The 22,384-nt window shown below is 59.7% G+C and carries 25 protein-coding genes; 12 read left to right on the top strand and 13 right to left on the bottom strand.

Annotated elements, in window-relative coordinates; genetic code table 11:
- Positions 1-63 precede the first annotated feature (63 nt).
- From ACKWJN_RS13795 to ACKWJN_RS13775, 5 genes are read left to right on the top strand one after another with little or no spacing between them, the layout of a single operon-like run.
- Entirely contained in the window at positions 64-720 is a 657-nt protein-coding gene (locus tag ACKWJN_RS13795) for a glutathione S-transferase family protein (protein WP_408597807.1), read from the top strand.
- 2 nt (positions 721-722) lie between these two features.
- On the top strand, positions 723-1,157 hold the full coding sequence (locus tag ACKWJN_RS13790) for a cupin domain-containing protein (protein WP_408597805.1): 435 nt from the start codon (positions 723-725) through the stop codon (positions 1,155-1,157).
- 34 nt (positions 1,158-1,191) lie between these two features.
- A complete protein-coding gene (locus ACKWJN_RS13785) occupies positions 1,192-1,719 on the top strand; it encodes an AAA family ATPase (RefSeq protein WP_408597804.1) in 528 nt (175 codons plus the stop codon).
- Entirely contained in the window at positions 1,716-1,922 is a 207-nt protein-coding gene (locus ACKWJN_RS13780) for a hypothetical protein (RefSeq protein ID WP_408597803.1), read from the top strand. The genes ACKWJN_RS13785 and ACKWJN_RS13780 overlap by 4 nt, the downstream gene beginning before the upstream one ends.
- Positions 1,923-1,950: 28 nt before the next feature.
- Positions 1,951-2,736 (top strand): 2OG-Fe dioxygenase family protein, encoded by a 786-nt coding sequence (locus ACKWJN_RS13775; RefSeq protein ID WP_408597801.1) that lies wholly within the window; start codon positions 1,951-1,953, stop codon positions 2,734-2,736.
- Between the two features lie 5 nt (positions 2,737-2,741).
- Here the strand turns inward: ACKWJN_RS13775 and ACKWJN_RS13770 are convergent, their stop codons facing one another.
- The 3 genes from ACKWJN_RS13770 to ACKWJN_RS13760 are packed head-to-tail and all read right to left on the bottom strand — an operon-like array spanning position 2,742 to position 4,926.
- Positions 2,742-3,113 (bottom strand): DUF86 domain-containing protein, encoded by a 372-nt coding sequence (locus tag ACKWJN_RS13770; RefSeq protein WP_408597799.1) that lies wholly within the window; start codon positions 3,111-3,113, stop codon positions 2,742-2,744.
- Complete coding sequence (locus ACKWJN_RS13765) at positions 3,110-3,400, bottom strand: nucleotidyltransferase family protein (RefSeq protein ID WP_408597798.1); 291 nt, start codon at positions 3,398-3,400, stop codon at positions 3,110-3,112. Before ACKWJN_RS13765 ends, ACKWJN_RS13770 begins: the two co-directional genes overlap by 4 nt.
- 53 nt (positions 3,401-3,453) lie before the next feature.
- Positions 3,454-4,926 carry an RNB domain-containing ribonuclease gene (locus ACKWJN_RS13760; protein WP_408597796.1) on the bottom strand — a complete coding sequence of 491 codons (1,473 nt, stop codon included), beginning with the start codon at positions 4,924-4,926 and terminating at the stop codon, positions 3,454-3,456.
- Between the two features lie 45 nt (positions 4,927-4,971).
- On the opposite strand from ACKWJN_RS13760, the gene ACKWJN_RS13755 reads away from it, so the two are divergent.
- The 5 genes from ACKWJN_RS13755 to purT all read left to right on the top strand — a co-directional run bounded on the left by ACKWJN_RS13755 (position 4,972) and on the right by purT (position 10,374).
- Positions 4,972-6,204, top strand: a complete 1,233-nt coding sequence (locus ACKWJN_RS13755; RefSeq protein WP_408597794.1) for an efflux RND transporter periplasmic adaptor subunit — start codon at positions 4,972-4,974, stop codon at positions 6,202-6,204.
- On the top strand, positions 6,201-7,478 hold the full coding sequence (locus tag ACKWJN_RS13750) for an ABC transporter permease (protein ID WP_408597792.1): 1,278 nt from the start codon (positions 6,201-6,203) through the stop codon (positions 7,476-7,478). Before ACKWJN_RS13755 ends, ACKWJN_RS13750 begins: the two co-directional genes overlap by 4 nt.
- Positions 7,471-8,172, top strand: a complete 702-nt coding sequence (locus ACKWJN_RS13745; protein ID WP_408597791.1) for an ABC transporter ATP-binding protein — start codon at positions 7,471-7,473, stop codon at positions 8,170-8,172. Before ACKWJN_RS13750 ends, ACKWJN_RS13745 begins: the two co-directional genes overlap by 8 nt.
- A gap of 19 nt (positions 8,173-8,191) precedes the next feature.
- Complete coding sequence (locus ACKWJN_RS13740) at positions 8,192-9,142, top strand: hypothetical protein (protein ID WP_408597789.1); 951 nt, start codon at positions 8,192-8,194, stop codon at positions 9,140-9,142.
- A gap of 86 nt (positions 9,143-9,228) precedes the next feature.
- Complete coding sequence (purT, locus tag ACKWJN_RS13735; RefSeq protein ID WP_408597787.1) at positions 9,229-10,374, top strand: formate-dependent phosphoribosylglycinamide formyltransferase; 1,146 nt, start codon at positions 9,229-9,231, stop codon at positions 10,372-10,374.
- A gap of 19 nt (positions 10,375-10,393) precedes the next feature.
- On the opposite strand, the gene ACKWJN_RS13730 is transcribed toward purT, so the two are convergent.
- From ACKWJN_RS13730 to ACKWJN_RS13685, 10 genes are read right to left on the bottom strand one after another with little or no spacing between them, the layout of a single operon-like run.
- Positions 10,394-11,374 carry a tripartite tricarboxylate transporter substrate binding protein gene (locus ACKWJN_RS13730; protein ID WP_408597785.1) on the bottom strand — a complete coding sequence of 327 codons (981 nt, stop codon included), beginning with the start codon at positions 11,372-11,374 and terminating at the stop codon, positions 10,394-10,396.
- 25 nt (positions 11,375-11,399) lie between these two features.
- Positions 11,400-12,194 carry an alpha/beta fold hydrolase gene (locus ACKWJN_RS13725; RefSeq protein WP_408597783.1) on the bottom strand — a complete coding sequence of 265 codons (795 nt, stop codon included), beginning with the start codon at positions 12,192-12,194 and terminating at the stop codon, positions 11,400-11,402.
- A 17-nt stretch (positions 12,195-12,211) separates the two neighbouring features.
- Positions 12,212-13,006: a short-chain dehydrogenase/reductase gene (locus ACKWJN_RS13720; protein ID WP_408597781.1), complete on the bottom strand. Its 795-nt coding sequence runs from the start codon at positions 13,004-13,006 to the stop codon at positions 12,212-12,214.
- Positions 13,007-13,029: 23 nt separating this feature from the next.
- Positions 13,030-13,755: an SDR family oxidoreductase gene (locus tag ACKWJN_RS13715; RefSeq protein WP_408597779.1), complete on the bottom strand. Its 726-nt coding sequence runs from the start codon at positions 13,753-13,755 to the stop codon at positions 13,030-13,032.
- Positions 13,756-14,250 carry a cupin domain-containing protein gene (locus ACKWJN_RS13710; protein ID WP_408597777.1) on the bottom strand — a complete coding sequence of 165 codons (495 nt, stop codon included), beginning with the start codon at positions 14,248-14,250 and terminating at the stop codon, positions 13,756-13,758.
- 38 nt (positions 14,251-14,288) lie between these two features.
- Positions 14,289-15,269 (bottom strand): Bug family tripartite tricarboxylate transporter substrate binding protein, encoded by a 981-nt coding sequence (locus ACKWJN_RS13705; protein ID WP_408597775.1) that lies wholly within the window; start codon positions 15,267-15,269, stop codon positions 14,289-14,291.
- 27 nt (positions 15,270-15,296) lie between these two features.
- Positions 15,297-16,283, bottom strand: coding sequence for a Bug family tripartite tricarboxylate transporter substrate binding protein (locus ACKWJN_RS13700; protein WP_408597774.1), 987 nt, complete (start codon positions 16,281-16,283; stop codon positions 15,297-15,299).
- A gap of 38 nt (positions 16,284-16,321) precedes the next feature.
- Positions 16,322-16,753 (bottom strand): hypothetical protein, encoded by a 432-nt coding sequence (locus ACKWJN_RS13695; protein WP_408597772.1) that lies wholly within the window; start codon positions 16,751-16,753, stop codon positions 16,322-16,324.
- 13 nt (positions 16,754-16,766) lie between these two features.
- Positions 16,767-18,500 carry a hydantoinase B/oxoprolinase family protein gene (locus tag ACKWJN_RS13690; protein ID WP_408597771.1) on the bottom strand — a complete coding sequence of 578 codons (1,734 nt, stop codon included), beginning with the start codon at positions 18,498-18,500 and terminating at the stop codon, positions 16,767-16,769.
- Between the two features lie 25 nt (positions 18,501-18,525).
- A complete protein-coding gene (locus ACKWJN_RS13685; protein ID WP_408597770.1) occupies positions 18,526-20,607 on the bottom strand; it encodes a hydantoinase/oxoprolinase family protein in 2,082 nt (693 codons plus the stop codon).
- A 131-nt stretch (positions 20,608-20,738) separates the two neighbouring features.
- Here ACKWJN_RS13685 and ACKWJN_RS13680 point away from each other — a divergent pair, with 131 nt between their 5' ends.
- Positions 20,739-21,665 (top strand): LysR family transcriptional regulator, encoded by a 927-nt coding sequence (locus ACKWJN_RS13680; protein ID WP_408597768.1) that lies wholly within the window; start codon positions 20,739-20,741, stop codon positions 21,663-21,665.
- A 334-nt stretch (positions 21,666-21,999) separates the two neighbouring features.
- Positions 22,000-22,347, top strand: a complete 348-nt coding sequence (locus ACKWJN_RS13675) for a hypothetical protein (RefSeq protein ID WP_408597767.1) — start codon at positions 22,000-22,002, stop codon at positions 22,345-22,347.
- Positions 22,348-22,384: the final 37 nt, after the last annotated feature.

Below are 22,384 nucleotides of genomic sequence, written 5' to 3'. Positions count from 1 at the left end.
GCCACGGATGGCATATTTATTGCGAACGTGATGTCACTTTGGCAACTTTACCGATTGGCATTCATGGCTAATACCACGCTCACCCTCAGCAGCAAGAACTACTCGTCTTGGTCTTTGCGAGGCTGGCTGATGGTCAAGCTCGCGGGCATTTCCTTCTCGGAAGTGCCCGTGGCCACTGACAACGTGGACGCACGCGCAGAGTTGCTGTTGCTCTCGCCCTCGATCTTGGTTCCTTGCTTGAACCACGGCAACGCGAAGGTGTGGGACACCTTGGCGATTGGCGAATACCTCAACGAGGTCGCACCAAAAGCAGGCCTGCTGCCAACCAACGCGGTGCACCGTGCACATTGCCGGTCCATTTGTGGGGAGATGCATTCGGGCTTTTCTGCGCTGCGCGCTTCGCTGCCCATGAACATCAAAGCGCACTTCAAAAACTTCAAGGTGTGGTCCAAAGCACAGCTCGACATCGACCGCGTGTTCTTCATCTGGCGTGATTGTTTGAGCACCTACAAAGGCCCTTACCTGTTTGGCAAAAAACCCACGCTGGCCGACGCCATGTTTGCGCCCGTGGTGATGCGCTTCAAAACCTATGGCATTGCACTCGACCCGGTGTGCCAACGCTACAGCGACCAAATTTTGTCCATGCCAGAGATCAAGGAGTGGATGGCAGCTGCAATTGCCGAGCCAGACGATATTGAAGAACTTGAAGTGGAGTTTTAACCATGAGCACGACCCTCGCCTACGACAGCCAGACCGACTTTTCGCACATCAAACCCAACGACACCCAGTTTTTGCCCGGAGGCCTGCGTGACTTTTTTGTCTACCGCGACCTGGGCGTAGCCCAAGCCACGCACGGCAAGGTGATTGCCCACATTGCCAAAGCCAATCTGCCGCCCGAAAACGGCACCGGCTGGCACTACCACGTGGCTGAGTTTCAAATTGTCATCATGCTCAAAGGCTGGGCCCGCTTCATGTACGGTGACCAACCCACCCTGGTGTCGGCAGGCGACTGCGTGCACCAAAAACCCGGCATCGTGCATTACCTGTTCGACTACTCGCCCGACATGGAGTACCTGGAAATTGTGGGTCCGGCAGACTTTGAATCGATCTCCGTGGAAGGGCCGTGTGAGGTGCCGAGTGTGACGCCTTGGAAATAAACAGCCGCCTACCGCGCCATGCCAAAATGGACGGATGGTCATCCACGATTCCAAAAAAATCATCGTCATTGCGGGACCCAACGGCGCAGGCAAGACCACATTTGCACGCAACTTTCTTCCTGCTGAAGCCCAAACGCTGAGGTTCATCAATGCCGATCTGATTGCGGCAGGACTTGCCCCCTTCAATCCTGAATCAGCAGCACTCAAGGCGGGTCGCTTGATGTTGGAAGAAATTGATGAGTGTGTACTGGCAAGCAAAAGCTTTGCTTTTGAAACCACCCTCTCAGGCCTAACCTACCTCAAGAAAATTGCTGTTTGGCGGCAACTGGGTTTTCAGGTGAAGCTTTGGTTTTTGTCTTTGCCAACAGCAGAGATAGCCGTATCCAGGGTCGCCAACCGCGTTGCTCAAGGCGGCCATCACATCCCCGAAGACGTGATTCGTCGACGTTTCAAGTCTGGGCTTGAAAACTTTCACAACAGATATAGTCGTGCCGTTGACTCATGGGCGTTTTACGACAACTCTGGCATTGAGCCTCAACTGATTGACTGGAGCCCCCAATGAACACCAAAGACATTCGTACCTCCACAGACCCAGATTTAGCTGGCTCATACGCCGCCATGCAACGTGCTGCACGCTCTGCACAAGACGTTGCCATCAAGACCGACACCAGCATCGTTGTATCCATCAACGGCAAAGATGTACGTATTACCGCTGCCGAGTTGATCAAAATGCGCGCGCAAGAGAAGCAGCGACATCCGCACTGAATCTGCCGATTGGTAGGATGGCTTCAACATGACACCTGTTGACATCCTCCCCCAAGCCTCTCCCCTGCCGCAATTGGCACAACAACTCAAGTCCACGGGCTACGCTATTCTGAGCACCGCCAGTGTGTGCGCTTGGGCACACTGCACCTTGGACGAATTGAACGCCATCTCCCAAAGCTGGCATGGCATGCCGGCAGACCCGTATTTGAAAGATGGTGGCCGTTATCGCAGACGGCGGCACGCGTCTTTCACGTTTGACCAAGGCGTGGTGTCGCCAGTTGCCCACCGTGCGCATTGGCAACCCTTGACCTACAACGCCTTACACGGCGGCATGACGCGCTGGTTTGAACCCATGCCTGCCGAGGTGGCTAGCTCAGAGCCCTGGCTGCGTGTGCTGCGTGCTTTTGCGCAAACAGCCGTTGATTTGCGCACCGACAACACGGCGACACACACGCCACCTGTGCAGTGCATCGAGGCACACCAATTCCGCATCGACACCACCGATGGCATTGGCCGCCCCACCCCAGAAGGGGCCCACCGCGACGGGGTGGATTTGGTGGGCGTGTTCATGCTGCACCGACAAGACATCAAAGGCGGCGAAACCCGCGTGTTTGACGCACGTGGCACCTCGGGCGAACGCTTCACGCTGCAAGAGCCTTGGTCGTTGCTGCTGCTCGACGACGCGCGGGTGATCCACGAGACCACGCCGATTCAACCCACCCAGGCAGGCGGCTACCGCGACACGCTGGTGCTCACCGCCAAGCAAGACACTTTTTTGGAAGAAGCCAATCCCAACCTCAACACACCGCAGTAAAGTTTTTAAGTGTCTTTAGGCGATGCGGCTTGCAAAGCCAACAGTTGGTGGTGCAATTCAGGAATGTCTTTGTTGATCACAGCCCACACAAGCTCGTAATCAATAGAAACATAACCGTGAATGATGCGGTTGCGCATGTAATAAATAGCTTCCCATGGGACTTCGCCGTGGGCTGCAGCAAACTCTGGAAATCGCTTCAAGATATTGTTTGAAGCTTCGCCAAGAATTTCGATATTTCTGACCACAGCGTCTTGCAACAGGGTCGCGTTCAGAAAATCGACCTCTGTGTGTTTCTCAATGTATTGAGTGATGCGATCTATGGCTTGGAGCATGTGCCCCAAGAAATCCTGAAGCCTTAGATCGTTGAGCCCTGTCATATCGGCAACGCGTTTTTAATCACTTGGTCTCTAAAGCTCAAGGGTAAAGCCTTAGGCGTGAGGACATCGACATGAATGCCAAGTTGTCGCTCTAAGCGAAGCTGGAGCTTGGCGATGTCCAGCAGCGAAGTATGGGGTTGAGGGTCCACCAAGATATCCAAGTCGCTGGCTTCTGTGTCTTCTTTTCGGCTCACCGAACCAAAGACGCGAGGGTTCAGCAGGCCGTGTTCCGTCACAAGTGCTCGGATGGCATCTCTGTGATTTGAAAGGAGGACAGAAGGTTTCACAGAACCAATTTTACGGCGTTCTGCTCATTTTCAAAAATGATGCACCCACACTGTCAACGCACCGTCGCAAAGTCGATGAAGCCTTGTTCAACGTTGGTGTGAATCAACTTCACACGCAAGAACTCGCCCACGTCGTGGTCGTGGGTGTACGAGGTGAGCATGCCTTCCACCGGAGGCGTGAACACACGCACCCAGGTGCCGCTGGGTGTTTTGCCAGTGACCACGGCGTCAAACACATGGCCGATGTAGCCCGTCAGCATCAACGCCGCTTCTGATTTGCGCATCCGCCGCTCCACCTTGCGCGCCGCGTCTTCTTGGCGTGTGCAGTGCAGGGCCAAGGCTTCTAACTCGGCGGTGTTGTAAGGCGCTGGTTTTTGCATCAACAAACTCTTGAGCATGCGCTGTGTCACCAAGTCTGGGTAACGGCGATTGGGCGCGGTGGAGTGGGTGTAGTCGCGCACCGACAAACCAAAGTGGCCAATGGCTTCGCTCTTGGGGTGCTCCACCACGTACTCGCCCGAGCCCATGAGTTTGACGATGACCAACGACAAATCCGGAAAACGCAAGGGGTCAGCCCGGTGGCGTTTGGCCAAAAACTTTTCCAGCGCCGCCGAATCGGGGTCTGCGGGCAAGTGTTCGTCGTAGGTGGCCGCCAAAGCCACGATGCGTTGCCAACGCTCTGGCGAGCGCACCACCCGGCGCAGCGACGCATGGCCGTGCTCGGCCAAAAAGTGTGCGGTGCAGGTGTTGGCGGCAATCATGAACTCTTCAATCAATTGACGCGCACGGTTTTGCACTTGCTGGCGAAGCGCCACCACGCGCTCGCCTTCAAACACCGCATGGGCTTGCAAGGTTTCAAACTCCAAGGCACCTTGGGCGCGTCTGCGGGTGCGCAGCATCTGGGCCACGCTGTCTTGCACATGCAGTTGCTCAGCCATGCCTGGGACGATGGCTGCGGCCTCAGGCAATGCTCCTTCGCCCTCTAACCAGTCAGACACAGCGTCATAGGCCAGCTTGGCTTGGTTGCGCACCTTGGCACGGTAGAGCGTGTGGTGGGTGATCTGCGCATCGGTGTTGATGCACATCTCCACCACCACCGCCAAACGGTCAACGTGGGGATTGAGCGATGTGAGGTCGGTGCACAAACGCTCGGGCAGCATGGGAAACACCCGCGTCGAGGTGTACACCGAGGCGGTGTTGTGCTGCGCGTGGGCGTCTAAGGCTGAGCCTTTGGGCACCAAAACATCCACATCGGCCACGGCCACATAAATCTTGGTCTGTCCATCCGGCAACGGTTCAGCCACCGTGAGTTGATCGAGGTCACGGGAATCGTCGTTGTCGATCGAGCACCATGCCAAGGCCGTGAGATCCACCACGCGCGGGTCTTGGTCATCACCGGCGTGTGTCATGGCTTGCACGTCGTGCAAGGCACGGATAGGAAACTCGGGCTCCAAACCCCGCTCCACCATGGCTTGAGTGGCAATGAAAGACAACTCAGAACGGCCCGGAAAATGTTTGGTATGCATGTCACAACTGTAGCGTTGACTTGCGGGCGTATCATGGATCGAACCATGCTCCAACTTCACACCCTGCGCACTTACCGTTATCCATTGATTGGGGGTCTGCTGGTGATGTGTGTGCTGGGATGGGCGGGCCTGCGGTGGTTTTACGGGCCGCAAATGCCCGTGGCCCTGGTGGTGCAGCGCGATTTTGTGCAAACGGTGGTGGCCAGTGGCCGCGTTCAAAGCCCGCACCGCGTGGAGCTGGGTGTTCAGATCACAGGCACCGTCAAAGCCGTGCCTGTCAACGAAGGACAAACTGTTCATGCAGCGCAGGTGTTGATTGCCCTAGAAGACGCCGAGTTGGCGGCCAATGCACGGCAAGCCGAACTGGCCGTCACCCAAGCGCAGGCCAAGTTGCGGCAACTGCGCGAGGTGCAAGCCCCCTTGGCCGAGCAGGCCCTGCTGCAAGCCCAAGCCAACCAAGATGCCGCCTCACGCGGCTTGCAACGGACACAAGATTTGTTCAAACAAGGGTTCATCGGGCAAGCGGCACTGGACGAGTCCGTGCGTGCCGAACACGTGATGCGCTCGCAGGTCAAAAGCGCGCAGCAACAACTCAGCAGTGCCCGCAGCGGCGGCAGCGACATGGCGGTGGCCGAGTCGGCCTTGTCCCAAGCGCAAGCCGGCGCAGAGCTGGCGAAATCCCGGTGGCACTACAGCCAAGTGTTGGCACCCGTGGCGGGCACGCTGATTGCCCGCAACGTCGAGGCGGGAGACACCGTTCAGCCCGGCAAAGTCTTGATGGTGTTGTCCCCCGCAGGCGAAACACAGCTGGTGGTGCAAATCGACGAGAAACATTTGAACTTGTTGAAACTCGGCCAATCCGCGCAGGTCTCTGCAGACGCTTACCCAGACCAACGCTTCACGGCAGAGTTGGTCTACATCAACCCCGGGGTCGATGCCCAGCGTGGGTCTGTTGAAGTCAAGCTGCGCGTGACACAGCCGCCGACCTATTTGCAACAAGACATGACGGTGTCGGTCGACATTGAAGTGGCCAAGCGCAACCAAGCTGTGCTGGTACCCACCGAAGCCGTGCACGACGTGCAGAGCCAAGGTCCTTGGGTTTTCAAAGTCGTCAAAGGTCAAGCCCAGCGCACCCCGATTCAATTGGGCCTGCGCAGCCAAGGCTTGAGCGAGGTGCTCGATGGACTGGCTGCAAACGACCAAGTCTTGGCCACTGCCAGCGTGGTCGTGAACGACAAAGCCCATGTTCGGCCCGTCTCGACCCTGGTCGTGAAATGAGCACGCCAGCCCCACCACTGAATGCCGTGGTGGGCTTGTCAGCGTGGATGCCGTTTGAATGGTTGGTGGCCTTGCGCTTTTTGCGTGAAGGACGGGTGCAAACCGCGTTCATCATTGGCGGGGTGGCGATTGGGGTGGGCGTGATTGTGTTCATGTCCGCATTGCTCAGCGGCTTGCAAGCCAATTTTGTCAAACGCGTGTTGACAGGACAGGCCCACATCCAACTGCTCCCGCCCAAAGAAGTGGCGCGCGCATTGCGCGAAACAGGATCACCCACCCATGCGGCGTTGGAGGGCAGCATCGTGCAGTCTCCCCTGCAGCGCTTCAAGAGCATTGACCAATGGCAAAGTGTGGCGGCGCTCATCAGCGCCTTGCCCGAAGTCAACGTGGTCTCGCCCGCCGCCAACGGGTCGGCCTTGGTGGTGCGCGGTGACGCCAGCCGCGCCATCAGCGTGGTGGGAATTGAACCTGAGTTGTACTTTAGGATCGTGCCGATGCCCGAAAAAATCGTGCGCGGCAGCGCACGCCTGAGCGTCAACGAGATCTTGATCGGCACAGAGCTGGCCAGCGACTTGGGCGTGTCGGTGGGCGACAAGCTCAGGGTCACGGCGGCCAATGGCAACGCCAACACGCTCACCATCAGCGGCATCTTCGATTTGGGCAACAAAGGCGCCAACCAACGCACCACCCTCATGACCTTGCGCTCGGCCCAAAGTCTGTTGGGCTTGGCTGGCGGCGTGACGGCGCTGGATGTGACGCTTCACGATGTGTACGCTGCCGAGGTGGTGGCCCACCACATCACCGCACTCACGGGCGTGCAAGCCGACAGCTGGATCAAAACCAATGAGCAGTTTTTCACCGCCGTGAGCGCACAAACCACCGCCAACACCGCCATTCGATTATTTGTGGGGTTGTCCGTCGCCTTTGGCATTGCCAGTGTGTTGGTGGTGTCGGTGGTGCAAAAGTCGCGCGAGATTGGCATCTTGCGGGCCATTGGCATCACGCGTGGGCAAATCTTGCGCATCTTTTTGCTGCAAGGGGGTTTGCTCGGCTTTGGCGGGGCCCTCGCCGGCAGCGCTTTGGGGTGGCTGGGGCTGGCAGTTTGGATGCAAGCCCAACGCAACCCGGACGGCAGCGTGATGTTTGCCATCAGCTTTGAACCGCTGATGTTTGCTGTTGCATTGTTGCTGGCCACCTTGACGGGGCTCGCGGCCTCGTTTGCGCCAGCCATGCGCGCAGCCCGCCTTGACCCTGTGGCGGCCATCCGTGGATAACAAGGCCCCTCTCACCACACCGCAGGTCTTGCAATTGCAGGGGGTGTGCAAATCGTTCAATCTGGGTCAAGCCAACGAGGTCGAGATCCTGCACCACATCGACTTGACGCTCAACCGGGGCGAGTTTTGTGGCGTGATGGGGCCCTCCGGCTCGGGCAAAAGCACCTTGCTCAACATCATCGGCTTGTTGGATCGGCCAACCCAAGGCCTGCTAGCCATTGGCGGTGAAGAAACCACCGGCTTAGACGACCATGCTTTGACACGCTTGCGCGGCCACGCCATTGGCTTTGTGTTTCAGCACCACCACCTGCTGAATGCGTTCACCGCACAAGAAAACGTGATGATGCCCTTGCTCGGTGCGGCGGGTTTTTCAAACCAAGAGATCGCCGAGCGCGCCGCAGAGTTGCTGGACAAAGTCGGGTTGAGTGCCTTCGCCCACCAAGCTGCGGGCAGCCTCTCGGGCGGCCAGCAACAACGTGTGGCGGTGGCACGAGCCTTGGCCATGAACCCGGCCCTGCTGCTGGCCGACGAGCCCACGGGCAACCTCGACAGCAAAAGCGCCGACACCGTGTTTGAACTGCTGCGACGCGTGAGCCGCGAACAAGGCACCACCGTGCTGTTTGTCACCCACAACCCCGAGCTGGCATCACGGTGCGACAAAACCATCCAAGTCGTGGATGGTCGCGTGGTTTAACTGAATCGATCGGCACACCATGTTCAAACTCATCTTCTCTGCCCTGCTCTTGTGTGCGGGCGCTTCGGCGTTGGCGATCGAAAAAATCACCCTCTGGCCCACCGTGCTGTTTGTGCGCGGCCAAGACCTGTGCCAATTCCAAGACGCCTATGGTCAAAGCCGCAACGACCTGACCGCGCAAGCCACCAACCAACTCAAGGCTTTGGTGCAAGTGGGCGTGGACTCCAAAGACGCGATCGAGATTTTGGTCACCGTGGACGCCTTGATCGACAAGAACAAAGCCATGGCCAGCGCCGGACAGGGCATGGACGTGACCTTGGAGGCCAGCCTCAAGGCCTCCATCGACGCAGTCTCGCAAGGCCTCAACCCCGAGAACACCCGTTTGGAGTTTGCCAACCCCACACCGGTGCTGGCGTTTCTCGAAGCCTTGCGCGACAACAAGCGCTTTGACACGCCCGACATGCAACAAATGTCGCGCGTCAAAGGCTTTGTTTGGGGCACCTACAGTTATTCCCCCGGCTGCAAAGGCGATGTGTTGGTGACGCTCCATGTGGTGTTGCCGCGCAGTGAGTCGGTGAGTTTTCAAGCCCAAGGCAAGCCTGAGTCGGTGATGGGCAACATCGCCGTTCAGATGGTGCGGCACTTTCAGCGCACCAGTTTCCCCACGGTGATTTCCATGGGGGAACGCTTCTTGGTGTTGGTGGGCGCACCGGGCAGCTCGATCAACAAAGCGCCCACCCCAAAAATTGCCGAAGACGCCTGCACCATGGTCAAGGCGCGCTTGCCCAGCGAAAAAGAATACGAGTACCTGTCCATTTTGGGCGACTGGAGTGGCGGTGTGTCCTTGGACCACAAGCTGTGGGCCATGGCCAACAACCACGTCCTGTCGCCCGACACGCGCAACCCCAGTCCTGTGCGTCACCCCGAAGATGTGAACTACCAAGAGGTTTATTTTTACTGCGTGCGCTGATCCAGCGCACTGACCAGTTTCTGTATACGAGCACGCGCAGGTTGCGGTCAATAATTCGCGCTAGATCTTTTGTTCAGACACACGCCATGAAAAAAATCCTCCTCCTCGGCTCGGGTGAACTCGGCAAAGAGTTTGTCATCAGCGCCAAACGCCTTGGTTGCTACGTGGTGGCCTGCGACAGTTACGCGGGCGCACCCGCCATGCAAGTGGCCGACGAGAGCTGCGTGTTCAACATGCTCGAAGAAGCGCCCTTGCGCGCGGCCATTGCGCAGCACCAGCCCGACTTGATCGTGCCTGAGATCGAGGCCATCCGCACCGAGGTGCTGCTGGAGGTGGAGCAAGAAGGCTTTGAGGTCATCCCCAGCGCACGTGCCGCCAACCTGACCATGAACCGTGACCGCATCCGCGACGTGGCCGTTGGCCTGGGCGTGCGCACCGCCAAGTTCAGCTACGCCGAGTCGGCCCAAGAGTTGTTGGCACAGGCCGAGGTGATTGGGTTCCCGGTGGTGATCAAACCGGTGATGAGCTCATCGGGCAAAGGCCAAAGTGTGGCCAAGACGGCGGCGGACATTCCAACCAGCTGGGACTACGCCTGCCAAGGCATGCGTGGTGACCGCAAAAAACTGATCGTGGAAGAGTTCATCGCGTTTGACTTTGAAATCACCCTGCTCACCATCCGCCAGCGCAGCGGGCCCACGCTGTTTTGCGCGCCCATTGGCCACGTGCAAGAGCGCGGCGACTACCAGTACAGCTGGCAGCCCCAACCCATGGCTCCCGCCTACCTGAAAGCCGCCCAAGACATGGCCGAAAAAGTGACCTCTGATTTGGGCGGCGCAGGTTTGTTTGGCGTGGAGTTTTTTGTGACCCACAACGAGGTGATCTTCAGCGAGCTCAGCCCGCGTCCGCACGACACCGGCATGGTGACCCTGATCAGCCAAAACCTGAGCGAGTTCGACCTGCACGCGCGTGCAATTTTGGGTTTGCCTATTCCGCAGATCGACACCGTGGAAGGCGCTAGCGCCGTGGTGCTGGCCACCCAAAACGGCACGGCTCCCACCTTCACCGGGGTGGCCGAAGCATTGAGCGAACCCGGCGTGGATGTGCGTTTGTTTGGCAAGCCCACCACCCGCCCCTACCGCCGCATGGCGGTGGCGCTGGCCAAAAACAGCAACGCCTTGGCGCGTGCGCGGGCGGCTGCCGCCAAGATCACGGTGCACTGCACGCCGCAGTGAAGCCCCTCAGGGGCTGCGCTCAGTCCGCTTTGACTTTGGCTGTTTTGATGATGTGGGCCCATTTGTCGATGTCGTTTTTGACGGTGACCCCAAACGCTGCGGGTGTGCTGCCTTGCACACCCATGCCTTGGTCGGTGTAGATCTTGCGCACCTCGGGGTTGGCCAGCAGCTTGCCAATCTCTGCACTCATGCGATCCACCGCTGCTGACGGCGTGCCAGCGGGAGCCATCATGCCCACCCACGCGTCTTCGTTGAAGCCCGGCACCGCATCGGCCACCGGCGGCACGTTGGGCAAATGCGGATGGCGCGTGGTCGCGCCCACGCCCAAGGCGCGCACACGGCCCGACTCGATGAAGGGCTTCATGGTGGCCAAGCCATCGATCATCAAATCCACCTGTCCGCTGATCACGTCGGTGCGTGCCACCGCACTCGACTTGTAGGGCACGTGCGTCATCTGGCTGCCCGTCATGTACTTGAACTGCTCGGTCACCAAGTGGTAGATGGTGCCGCTGCCCGAAGACGCGTAGTTGAGCTTGCCAGGGTTCTGCTTGTCATAGGCCAGCAGTTCTTGCGTGGTCTTGACCGGCAAGTTGGGGTTGACCACCAGCACCAAGGGCAACGAGGCCATGTAGGTCACGGGCACAAAGTCTTTCAAGGTCACGTAGCCCAAATTGGGCTGCAAGGTCTCGATGATGGCGTGGGTGTTGGAGATCATCACAAAGGTGTGGCCGTCCGTGGGCACACGGATGGCGGCACGCATGCCCAAGGCGCCGCCCGCGCCTGCGATGTTTTCGAGCACCACCTGTTGACCCAAGGCCTCGGCGAGTTTTTGCGAGATCGGGCGCATCACCGTGTCGCCACCACCGCCGGCGGCAAAGGGCAAGATGATTTTGATGGGCTTGGTCGGCCAGCTTTGCGCCAAGGCGCTGCACGCCAACACGCTGCTGCCCAACAGGCACAGCAGGCGACGCGACAAGCGCAATGAAGAAGGGGTGGTCATTGAGGGTCTCCTAGGCGTGTAGCACTCAGTGTTGTTTGAAAAATTGCAGCATCGATTCAAACGCCTCGGGGCGCTCGCTCATGAAGCCATGCCAGGTGTCTGGATACACCTTCAACTCCGCGTTCGGTATGGCGGCTGCCAAGGCCCGGCTGTGCTCGACGGTGGTGATGATGTCGTTGTTGCCAATCAGAATTTGTGTCGGGCACGTGATCTCGCCCAACCGGTCCATCACATCGTGCGTGAGCAAGGCGTGGCCCGTGTTCAGGTAACCGTGCAAGGGACGGTTGACTTGGAGCATCACCTCGACCGAGGCCTGGATTTTGTCGTGGTGCTGCGCGTAGTACGCCTCGCTGTAAAAGTAGGTCAGCAAACCGGCCAAGAAGCAGCGGTTCACCCCCATGGCTTGGGCCGAGCCCAGCCACCAGCCCACCATGTCTTGGCCGCGTGGGCCGAGCTTGCCAAAGGTGGAGGTCATGGCCAGGCTGCGCACGCGCTGGGGCTGCTGCAACACCATCTGCTGCGCAATCGCACCGCCCAAAGATTTGCCCAGCACATGCGCGCGCTCGATGCCCAACTGGTCCATCAGCCCCAAGGCATCGGCCCCAAGCATGTGGGTGGTGTAGGGCATGTCGGGCGCGTCGGTGCCGCCAATGCCTCGGTTGTCAAACGCCAGCACCTTGAAGTCTTGCGCCGCCCGTTTGAGCTGCGGCCCCCACGACGACCAGTTGCCACTGGCATAGCCGCCCACCATGACCAACCACTCGCCCTCGCCTTGGACGGTGTAGTTCATTTGAATGTCACCCACGTTGACCTGTGGCATACAAGACCTCCTGAAAATTAAAACGCAGCGGGTTTGGGATAGGCGCGAGCGCCATAGCCGCCATCGATGGACACCACCGTGCCGCACACCGCACTGGCGCGCGGCGACGCCAGCAGGCACACCATGTCGGCCACTTCACGCGGTTGAATCAGCCGACCACCGGGGTGGCCCACCAGGGCTTCGCGCCAGCGCTCGGGGTCGCCACAACCTTCCTGGCTGCGACGGCGCAACGAGGCAATGGCTTTGTCGGTTTCCACCCAGCCGGGGTTGACGCCCAAGACGCGCACGCCATGGTCCAGGCTGATGCTGCCCACCGAGCGCGTGAAGGCCACCAAGGCGGCGTTGCCGGTGGAACCTGCGGCGTAACTGTGGTCGAGCTTTTCCGCGCCCAGGCCAATGATGTTGAGGATCACGCCATGGCCCCGCGCACGCATGCGGCGGTAGTAAGCACGGGTGGTGTTGATGTAGCCAAACACTTTGAGTTCCCAGCCCGCGCGCCAGGCCTCGTCGTCAAGCTCCACCACATCACCACGCGGGGTAGCCCCGGCGTTGTTGATGACCACATCGACCTCGGGAAAGGCTTCGACCATGCGCTCCACCGATCCGGCTTGCGCCAAGTCAAGTGCCAAGGTTTGCACCTCAACACCCAAACGCGTGCTGAGGTCGTGTTGCAAGGCCTGCAAGCCCTCGGCGCTGCGTGCCACCAAGCGCAGGGCACAGCCTTCTGCGGCAAAGGCTTCGGCCACCGCGCGGCCAATGCCGCGCGAGGCACCGGTGACCAAGACCGTGCGTCCAGTGAGTTGCAAATCCATCGGGTGCTTTCTGGTTCAGCCCATCAAGCGCGCGTGGGGCGCAACTCGATCAAGTCGGGGCAACAGTTGTCGGGCGTGCACACGGCGTAGACCACCGAGTCGGCCACGTCTTCGGGCGTCAGCGGTGCGTAGGTGCGCGAGGTGACGGCGGCAATGGCTTCGGGGTGGTCATTGCCATCGCGAATCGCGGTGTCGACCATGCCCGGCGCAATTTCGGTCACCTTGATGCCCTGCCCTTTGAGCTCGATGCGCAAGCCTTTGGCAATGCCCGACATGGCGTGTTTGGTGGCACCGTACACCGCCGACAGGCGGTTGATGTTGCGTGCCGACAGCGAGGTCATGACCACGATGTGGCCGTGGCCCCGCGCTGCCATGGCCGCGCCCACCAATTGGCTGATGCGGATGCTGGCCAGCACATTGACGTTGAACATGGCGTGCACTTGCGCGGGCGTGAGTTCCACCAACGGGGCATAGGTCAACACACCCGCGTTGTTGACAAACACATCGGCCTGCGCAGACGCGGCGGCCAAGGCTTGCACAAAGGCTTCGTCTTGCAAGTCACCCGCCATGGCTTGCGCTTGCACGCCCAAAGCACGACAGGCGGCGCACAAGGCCAACAGCTCGGCTTCGCGCCGACCGGTGACGATCAGGTTGGCCCCTTCGCGGGCCAGCGCCAAGGCGGTGGCGTGGCCAATGCCCGCACTGGCGCCGGTGACCAAGGCCCAACGGCCGCTGAGTCGCCCCGGCATTTACTTGGTCCCTTCGTGGGCGTGGTGGCCCACCGGAATGTCTTCGACGTTGTAGGTGTCGTACGTGCCTGGAATGATGATCTCCAGCACCTCCAGATCGTCCGAGTATTCGAGCACGGTGTGCTTGATGCCCGCAGGTTGAATCCAGCAACTGCCCGCGACCATCATGTGCTCGCCATGGCCTTCAAACTCGGCACGGCTCCAGCCTTTCAAGACATAGACCATTTGGAATTTGACGTCGTGGATGTGGCGCTTGCTCACGGCGTCTTGGTCAAACGGGCGGCCACGTGCATTGACGTGCGCATCGACCAAGCCACCGGTGGCCTCTTTGGCGCCGAGGTCGCGGTACACCACATAGGGGCGCAGGCCATCGCCCTTGAACTCCGAGTCGGCCAGGTGCGAGACATGGAATTTTTGAACCGGCCACTCGCCCAAGGCGCGCATGGCGTTTTCAACGGTGACTTGTTGCATCGGGGGTTGGGTGTGATCGGTCATGGCACAAGCTCTGAAAGTGAAAGAAGAAAAAAGGAGTGTCAGTCGGTGGATTTGATGCTGGCGTTCTTGGCCACTTGGATCCAACGCTCGCGGTCTTCGCGCAGCATGGTGGCAAATTTTTGCGGGTTGCTGGCGCCGTCAATCTCCACCGCATACGGCGCCATGGCGCTCACCACATCGGGCATGGCCAACACCTTGTTGACGGCAGCAGCCACCTTGTCGATGACAGCACGGGGCGTGCCACGTGGCGCAAAAAAACCTTCAAACTGGCTGGCCTGCAAATCAGGAAATCCGGCTTCGGCATTGGTGGGAATGTGCGGTGCCACGCTCAAGCGCTTGCCCGACGTCACCAACAAAGCCTGCACTTTTTGCGCATTGATGTGCGGCAAAGCCGTGGCCGAATTGACGAAGTGGAAATCCACCCGCCCGGCAATTTGGTCGAGCATGGCCTGGGGCGAGCCTTTGTAAGGCACGTGCACCGCTTGAATGCCCGCCTTGTCGCGGAACATCTCGACCGTCAGGTGCGAGGGCGAGCCATTGCCCGCCGACGCGTAACTCATCTTGCCGGGGTTGGCGCGTGCATCGGCCACCAGTTCTTGCGCTGACTTGAATTTCAGCGACGGGGTGGCCACCAAAATCATGGGAGCCCAGGCCACATTGGCAATGGGCATCAAATCGCGCTCTAGGTCGTAGGGCAAGTTGCGGCCAATCGCAATGTTCATGTTCACCGCCGACGAGGTGAACAACAAGGTGTAGCCATCGGGCTGGGCCTTGACCACCATCTCGTCGCCAATCACACCGCCGGCGCCCGGGCGGTTGTCGATCACCAGCGACTGCCCCAGTTCTTGCCGCAAGCGTGGCTCGATCACGCGCAACACAATGTCGGCCACCCCGCCCGCAGGCCAAGGCACGACCACGCGAATGGGTTTGTTGGGGTAGTCGCTCTGCGCCCAAGCCGGCGCACTGACCAGCCCTGTGCACAGGCACGCGGCCCACAAAAAAGGTAAGCAGCGTTTCATGTGGGGTCTCCGTTGAGGTTGAGGGGGTCACTCAGGCTTGAAGCCTGCGCTCTTCAAAAGGTCGGCGCTTTGCGCCACGTCATTGGCAATGTATCTGCCAAACTGCGCCACGGTCTCATTCACACCGTCAATGCCGACCGCAGCAAAAGCACCCGATTTGATGAGCTCGGTCACCGCCTCGTTGGCCGCCGTGTTCAACAACTGGATGCGGTCTTGGGGGGTGTCTTTGGGGGCCCACAGGCCATACCAACTGACGAACACAAAACCGGGCAAACCGCTCTCGGAGGCGGTTGGAATATCCGGCGCAATGGCACTGCGGCGTGCCGAGGTGGTGACCACCGGGTGCACCTTGCCCGTCTTGGCCATGGGGATCAAAGAGATGATGGAGTCGAGCAAGATTTGCGCGTGCCCACCGGCCACGTCCACCAACGCAGGTGAGGTGCCTTTGTACGGGGCCATGGTGAGCTTGAGGTTGGACTTTTGCGCCAGCAACAGGGTGGCCAAGTGACTGGGCGCGCCCATGGCGGGCAAGGCAGCGGTCCACTTGTCGGGGTGTTGACGCGCGGCGTCGAGCACCTCGGTCAGTTTTTTCTGCGGCAAATTGGGCGAGACCACCAACAGCAAAGGGGCTTCGCCCACGCGCGCCACCGGCGCGAAGTCGGTGATGGGGTCGTAAGGCACCTTGTTCATCACCAAGTGAGAAATCACGTGGGTGGCGGCCGAGAACAACAAGGTGTAGCCATCTGCTGGTGCACCTTGCACCACCTTGCTGCCGATGGTGCCGTTGGCGCCGGCGCGGTTTTCGACCACCACCGACACGCCCAAGCGGCCTTGCATTTGACGCGCCACCAAACGTGCGGCGGTGTCCACACCGCCGCCGGGCGCAAAGGGCACGATCATCTTGATGGGTTGGTCAGGGAACTTGCCCGCTTGACCCCACGCTGTGCCGGTGAACAACCCCAGGCTCAACACGCTGAGCCCCATCCATTTCGCTAACCCCAAATTCGACCGCATGCACAACTCCTGAGAAACATCACCCCCACCAGCGGGTGTTAACCGTGGTAGGACTCGATGGAGCCAATGCTGACTTCCATCGCATCCAAAATCTCTGACACCTCCACGTCGCTCAAACCGTGGTCTGAGGTGGTGAAGACTTGCAACATGTTTTGCAAACCTTGGCTGAAGCGCTGATCGGGCGCCAGCCAGGGCGCAATGAACGCTTGGATCCGAGGCGCTTGGTCAAACTTCTTGACCAAAAACTCCAAGATCATGCTGTCGAGTTCGCCCAACTCAATGGCCAGGTCGAACCCACACGCACACCCACTCATCACGGGCACGCCGCGTCGGCTCACGCGCAACCATCGCCCAAACAGCTGCACCGCTCGCACCGCCACCTTGACAGGCTGGGGCGCTGCGGCTTTCTTTCTGGGCGGGCGAGAGCTTGCCTTGACTTGTCGAATTGCGGTGTCGCCTAAGTTCAGCATGGGGTCATCCCACTCAAGCCTGAGCAGCAGGCAAGCGCAAGGCTTGGCGCTCTTTGGCGGTGAGCTTGACGCCATAGGTCTCGCGCGCCACGGTCTCGGAGACATAGCCCAAACGCAGGTCTCGCAGCACGGCTTGCCGATCCCGTTTCTTGGGTGCACCAAAGCCTCCGCCACCGCCCGAATACAAGACGTAGGACTCGCCTTCGTTCAAGCGCATGTTCACCTTGCCGGTGTTGAAGAGTTTGAGGGTGCCGTCCTTGTGACGCATGCCCACTTGGTTGCCTTTGGCCGCGTGGCCCTGGTTCAAGCCCCAGGGCGTGTTATTGACGCGGTCGATGCGGGTTTGGTAATTCACCTTGCTGAGCGCCGTGACCTCGGCTTCGGCGCCCAAGCCGCCACGAAACTGCCCAGCGCCAGCCGAGTCTTCGCGCAAGCGGTAGTACTGAACCAGCAATGGGAACTTGTTCTCCACTTGCTCGCTGGGGCCGTTGTGGGTGTCGCCGTCGTTCATGCACACCGTCACATTGACGCCGTCTTCGTTGTACTTGGCGCCCCAACCGCCGCCGATCAAACCGCCCAAATAAATCCACAACTTGCCGTCTGTCGGATGGATGCCGTTGACGTTGGCGATCACCAAGTCAGCGTGGTGGCCGGCAATGACGGATTCGGGAATGGCCTTGGCCAGCGCTTTGAAAATCGTGTCGACCACCGTCATCGGATACGTCATCCACACGCGCATGGGCGCTGGGTGCTGCGCACTCACCACGGTGCCTGGGGGCAAGATGACTTTGAGGGGACGGAAGTTCCCGTCGTTGATCGGCTGGTCAGTGGACAGCGTCAAGCACTTGAAAGCCACTTGCGCACAGGCGACGCCGGCGCCGGAGTTGAAAAACCCCTTGACCTGTGGACTCATGCGAGACAAGTCCACCGTCATCTCGTCGTTCTTGACCGTGACCTTGACGCGGATGGGCACCGGTTGGTCCAGATCGACCGCGTCGTCGTCCATGAACGACTCGGCTTCGTAGGTGCCATCGGGGATTTTCTTCACCATGGCACGGGCTTCGGCTTCGGTGTGGTCCATGATGGCTTCGAGCGAGGACTGCCAGGTTTTTTCGCCAAAGCGTTGCAGCATCTCTTCGAGGTGTTTGACACCCACGCGGCAGGCCGACAGCTGGGCTTCTAAGTCGCCCGCAGCGCGGTCACGGCGGCGCACGTTCATCAAAATCAGCTCTTTGATTTCTTCGTTCACCTCGCCGCGCTGGTGGTACTTGACCAAGGGAATTTGCAAGCCTTCGGCATAGATGTCGGTGGTGACGCCGTTCAAGACGCCCCCGATGTCTTGCCAATGCGCCATGCAGGTGGAAAACGCGACGATCTTGCCCTGGTGAAACACCGGGATAGAGAACGTCAGGTGGTTCAAGTGCGCGCCGGTGGTGTAGGCGTCGTTGGTCAACAAGATATCGCCGGGGTGAATGTCGGCCTCGCCCCAGTGCTTGAGTTTGGCTTTGACCACATCGCTCATGCCACGGATGAACATGGGCAGGCCCAATCCAATGGACAGGGTTTGACCTTGGCGGTCAAACAAGCCCACGGTGAAGTCGAGCGCCTCATAGATGATCATGTTGTACGAGGTGCGCATGAGCACCGACTTCATCTCTTCGGTGGCGGCCACCAGGCTGTTGCGGATCAGCTCGACGGCCACCGGGTCAATGCGGGGGGCAGAAGTTTTTTTACGTGTGTTTGTCATGTGGGCTCCAATCGCTGCAACGACATCAAGAAAGGCCAATGGTGATGTGCAGGTTGCCCAAGGGGTCAACCACCATCACGTCTTTGGGTTGCAGCACGGTGGTGCTGGCGTGTTCTTCAATCAAGGCCGGGCCGTGCACGGTGTTGCCAGCCAACAAAGCGTCACGGCGGTACACCTGCGCCATCGCCCAGCCGCCTTCGCTGTAGTAGACCTTGCGCGAGCCAGACAGCGCCGCCGCCGGCGGGGTGCGTTTGCCGGTTGCAATTTTTTCAAGCGCTGGCTTTTTCATCTCGCCGTTCAAGGTGCTGCGGATGCTCACAATTTCGGCCGCTTCGTGGGGCGAGCCACGGCCATAACGCTCGCGGTGCGCCTCGTCGAAGGCTTTTTTGAGCAGGGCCATTTTTCCTTGCTTGAAAGCCGCAGCGGGCACTTCCACCGTGACCGCGTGCTCTTGGCCCACATAGCGCATGTCCAAGGAGCGTTGCAGCACAATCTTGCGCGTCTTCAGCTCAGCCGCACTGAGGGCGCCCAAGGCTTGTTGCTCCATGTCCTGAAACCAAGCATCCAAGGCTTGGATGGTGACCGATGCCAAGCTGACGAATTGCGAGCGCACCAAGTCTTTGCGGAAGTCTGCCAACAACATGCCAAAGGCCGAAAAGTGTCCGGGCGCTCGCGGAATGATGACGGTGGGGATGCGCAACTCACGCGCCACCATGGAGGCATGCAAGGGCCCGGCGCCGCCATAGGCAAACAGATTGGGAAAAGCACCAGGGTCCAAGCCCCGGTCGGTGGTGACGCCTTTGACCGCGTGCGACATGGCGGCTGCACCGATGCGCAAAATGCCCAAGGCCGCCTCGGTGACCGACAAGCCCAAAGGCGTGGCGATTTTTTCTTTCATGGCGGCTGTGGCCCCGGCTTTGTCGAGCAGCATCTCGCCACCCAAAAAGTTCTTCGGATCCAGACGCCCCAAAATCAAATTGGCATCGGTCACCGTGGGCTCGGTCCCACCCAATCCGTAGCAGACCGGTCCTGGGGATGCGCCTGCACTTTGTGGCCCCACGCGCAAGGCACCGGTGCCGCTCAGGCTGGCAATGCTGCCGCCGCCCGTGCCCACTTCGTGGATGTCGATCATGGGGGTCAGCAAAGGCAAGCCAGTGAGGTAGCCGCCAATCATCACGCTGTTGGCCACCAAGGCGCGCCCATTGCGCACCACGCCGGCTTTGGCGGTGGTGCCGCCCATGTCAAACGCAATCGCGTTTTGGATGTTCAAGGCCTTGCACAAGGCCTGGGTGCCAATCACGCCAGCCGCAGGGCCAGACTCCATCATGCGCACACAGTCTTGGCGCGCCTCGCTGAGCGAATACAAGCCCCCGGTGGACTGCACCACCAAGAACTTGCCCTCGAAGTCGACCGCCTTGAGTTCGTCTTCGATCTCGCCCAAGTACTTGTCCACCCGTGGGCCAATGTAGGCATTGGCCACCACGGTGGAGGTCCGTTCGAACTCACGGTACTCCTGAGACAACTCGCTGGAGATCGACACAAACAAATGGGGCAGATGCTGCTGGATGTAGTCACGCACGGTTTGCTCATGCAGCGGGTTGCGGTAAGAGTGCAAAAACAAAATCGCCACCGAATCGAGCGCCAATGTTTTGAGCTGCTCGCACAAAGCAGCCAATTCATCCATGGCCAAGGGTTTGTGGATGGTGCCGTCCGCCATCATGCGTTCGGTCAACTCAAAGCGCAGATCGCGCTCGACCAAGGGCTGGTGCTTGCGGTGCCACAGGTTGAACGAGTCGGGGCGGTTGATGCGCCCTATTTCATAGATGTCGCGAAAACCCCGCGTGGTGATGAGCGCAGTACGTGCACCGCTGCGTTCGAGCATGGTGTTGATGGCCACCGTTGAGCCATGCAAAAACAAGTGCGCGTCTTGCAGCGCGACGCCGGTTTTTTGCAGCCCCGTCAAGATGCCGTCGACCAAGTGGCGCGGCGTGGTGAGGGTTTTGCCAAGGGTGAAGCGGCCAAGCTTTTCATCAAAGGCCGCCACATCGGTGAAGGTGCCGCCAATGTCTGCGGCGACACGGTATCGCGAGGGTTGGTGTTGAGGCATGGGTTTGAAGTTGGGGTTCGGTCAAAAAAAGCGGCCAAAAGGCGCCAGCGGGCTGATGTTAGGAAGCCCTCGTCATGCAGTCAATGACAAATCTGGCACACTAGCTATACCAATTCAGTGATGACTTTGACATGACCCGTATTTCACTCTCGGCCATGCGCCCCCCGTTGTGGCGTTTGTTCCTGGACCTGGCAGAACAAGGCAGCTTGAGCAAGGTGTCGATGCTGCGTGACATGGCCCAGCCGCAATTGAGTCGGCAGCTGGCCGAGCTGGAGTCGCACTGTGGCGGCCCTTTGTTCATCCGCCACGGACGGGGCATGCACCTGTCGGAACTGGGGCGCTGGGCCCTGCCCCGGGTGCAAGCCTGGTTGGCCCAGACCGAACAACTCGCCAATGACCTCCGATCGGGTGCAGGCATGCCCATTGGCGAAGTGCGCATTGGCACCATGCCATCGGCAGTGCGGCCCTTGTTGTGCCCGGTGCTGGCCCGCGCCAAGACGCTGTACCCCTTGGTGCGCATCAGCGTGCGTGAGGCCTTGGACAGCCAAATGGACGACGGCCTGCACAACGCCAAATTCGATCTGGCCATTCGCTATTTGCATCCGCAGAACCTCAAAAGCAGCGACAAGGTGCTGCGACAGGTGGACACCTTCTTGGTGGGCCCCGTCGGTGACGCACTGACGCGCCAAAAAACCGTCGCGTTCTCTGCGCTGGCCCCGCTGAACCTGGTGCTGCCCTGCCGCCCCAACAGCTGGCGCGACAACTTGGACAACCTGGCCAGGGCCCAAGGATTTAGCCTGCCTGTGGCCCTGGAAGCCGACTCGCTGACGATTCAAAAAGAAATGGTGATGCATGGCGGCATGCACACGCTGTTGGGGCCGATGGCGCTGCAAGATGCGTTGCAACAGGCACAACTGCAAGCGTCAAAGATCGTCACGCCCGAGCTGCCCCGCATGATGGCCTTGACCACCCGACCAGGCTTGGTGGAAACCTTGGCCCAGCAGGTGATTGCAGCACTGATCGTCGACACCGCCCAAAGTCTGACGTCAGGCGTTTGAGCGTTCTGCTGGCACAGCCTGGGCCACCGAAGGCCCGCACGCCCTCAGTCCAGCTTCATGCCCACTTCTTTGACCACGCGGCCAAAGCGGTTCATGTCGGCGGCGATGCTTGCGCATGCGTTGGCATGACAGCCAGCCCTGCACACCACAAGGCCACAAGAGCGCTGGTTCTCAAGGAATGGATCAAGGTCATCTCAGCATGATAAGAACCTGCCTGAGGGCCAAGACCCACGAAAACCCTTGAAAAAAAAGTTTCTCAACGTCCTCAAGTTCTTCAGAACCAGGTCGATTCATCCCACACGACGAGCAATCAGCTCCCTTGGAAAGGTCAGTGATGACTTCTGTTTTGGGCAATCTTCAGCTTCCCCCCGCCGGCTTACCCGCCCTGGCGGGCGATGCTGTGGGCCGCCCACTCAGCACCCAAGCCAACATCCAGGCCAGACCCGCCAAAGTCATCGGCTCGGAGGCCACAGAACCCCAACCGAGGGCCAAGCCAGCGCCCGTTGTCAGCGATGAAAACCAGTTGGCATACTCCATCGACGAAGTCAACAACAAACTGTTGGTCAAAATCACCAACCATGCCACGGGCGAGTTGGTCAGAACCCTGGAATTCAACCAGTTCACCGCCGACGTCCATCTCAACAGCAAGTTGGCAGGCCATTTGTTCGATCAAAAAACCTGACCACACCGCCTCGCTCAGGCTGCACAACTTGAGTCTC

The organism is Limnohabitans sp., assembly GCF_046052825.1.
Classification (GTDB): domain Bacteria; phylum Pseudomonadota; class Gammaproteobacteria; order Burkholderiales; family Burkholderiaceae_C; genus Limnohabitans.
Note: the sequence above shows the minus strand (reverse complement) of the source record. Positions and strands in the feature narration are given on the sequence as shown.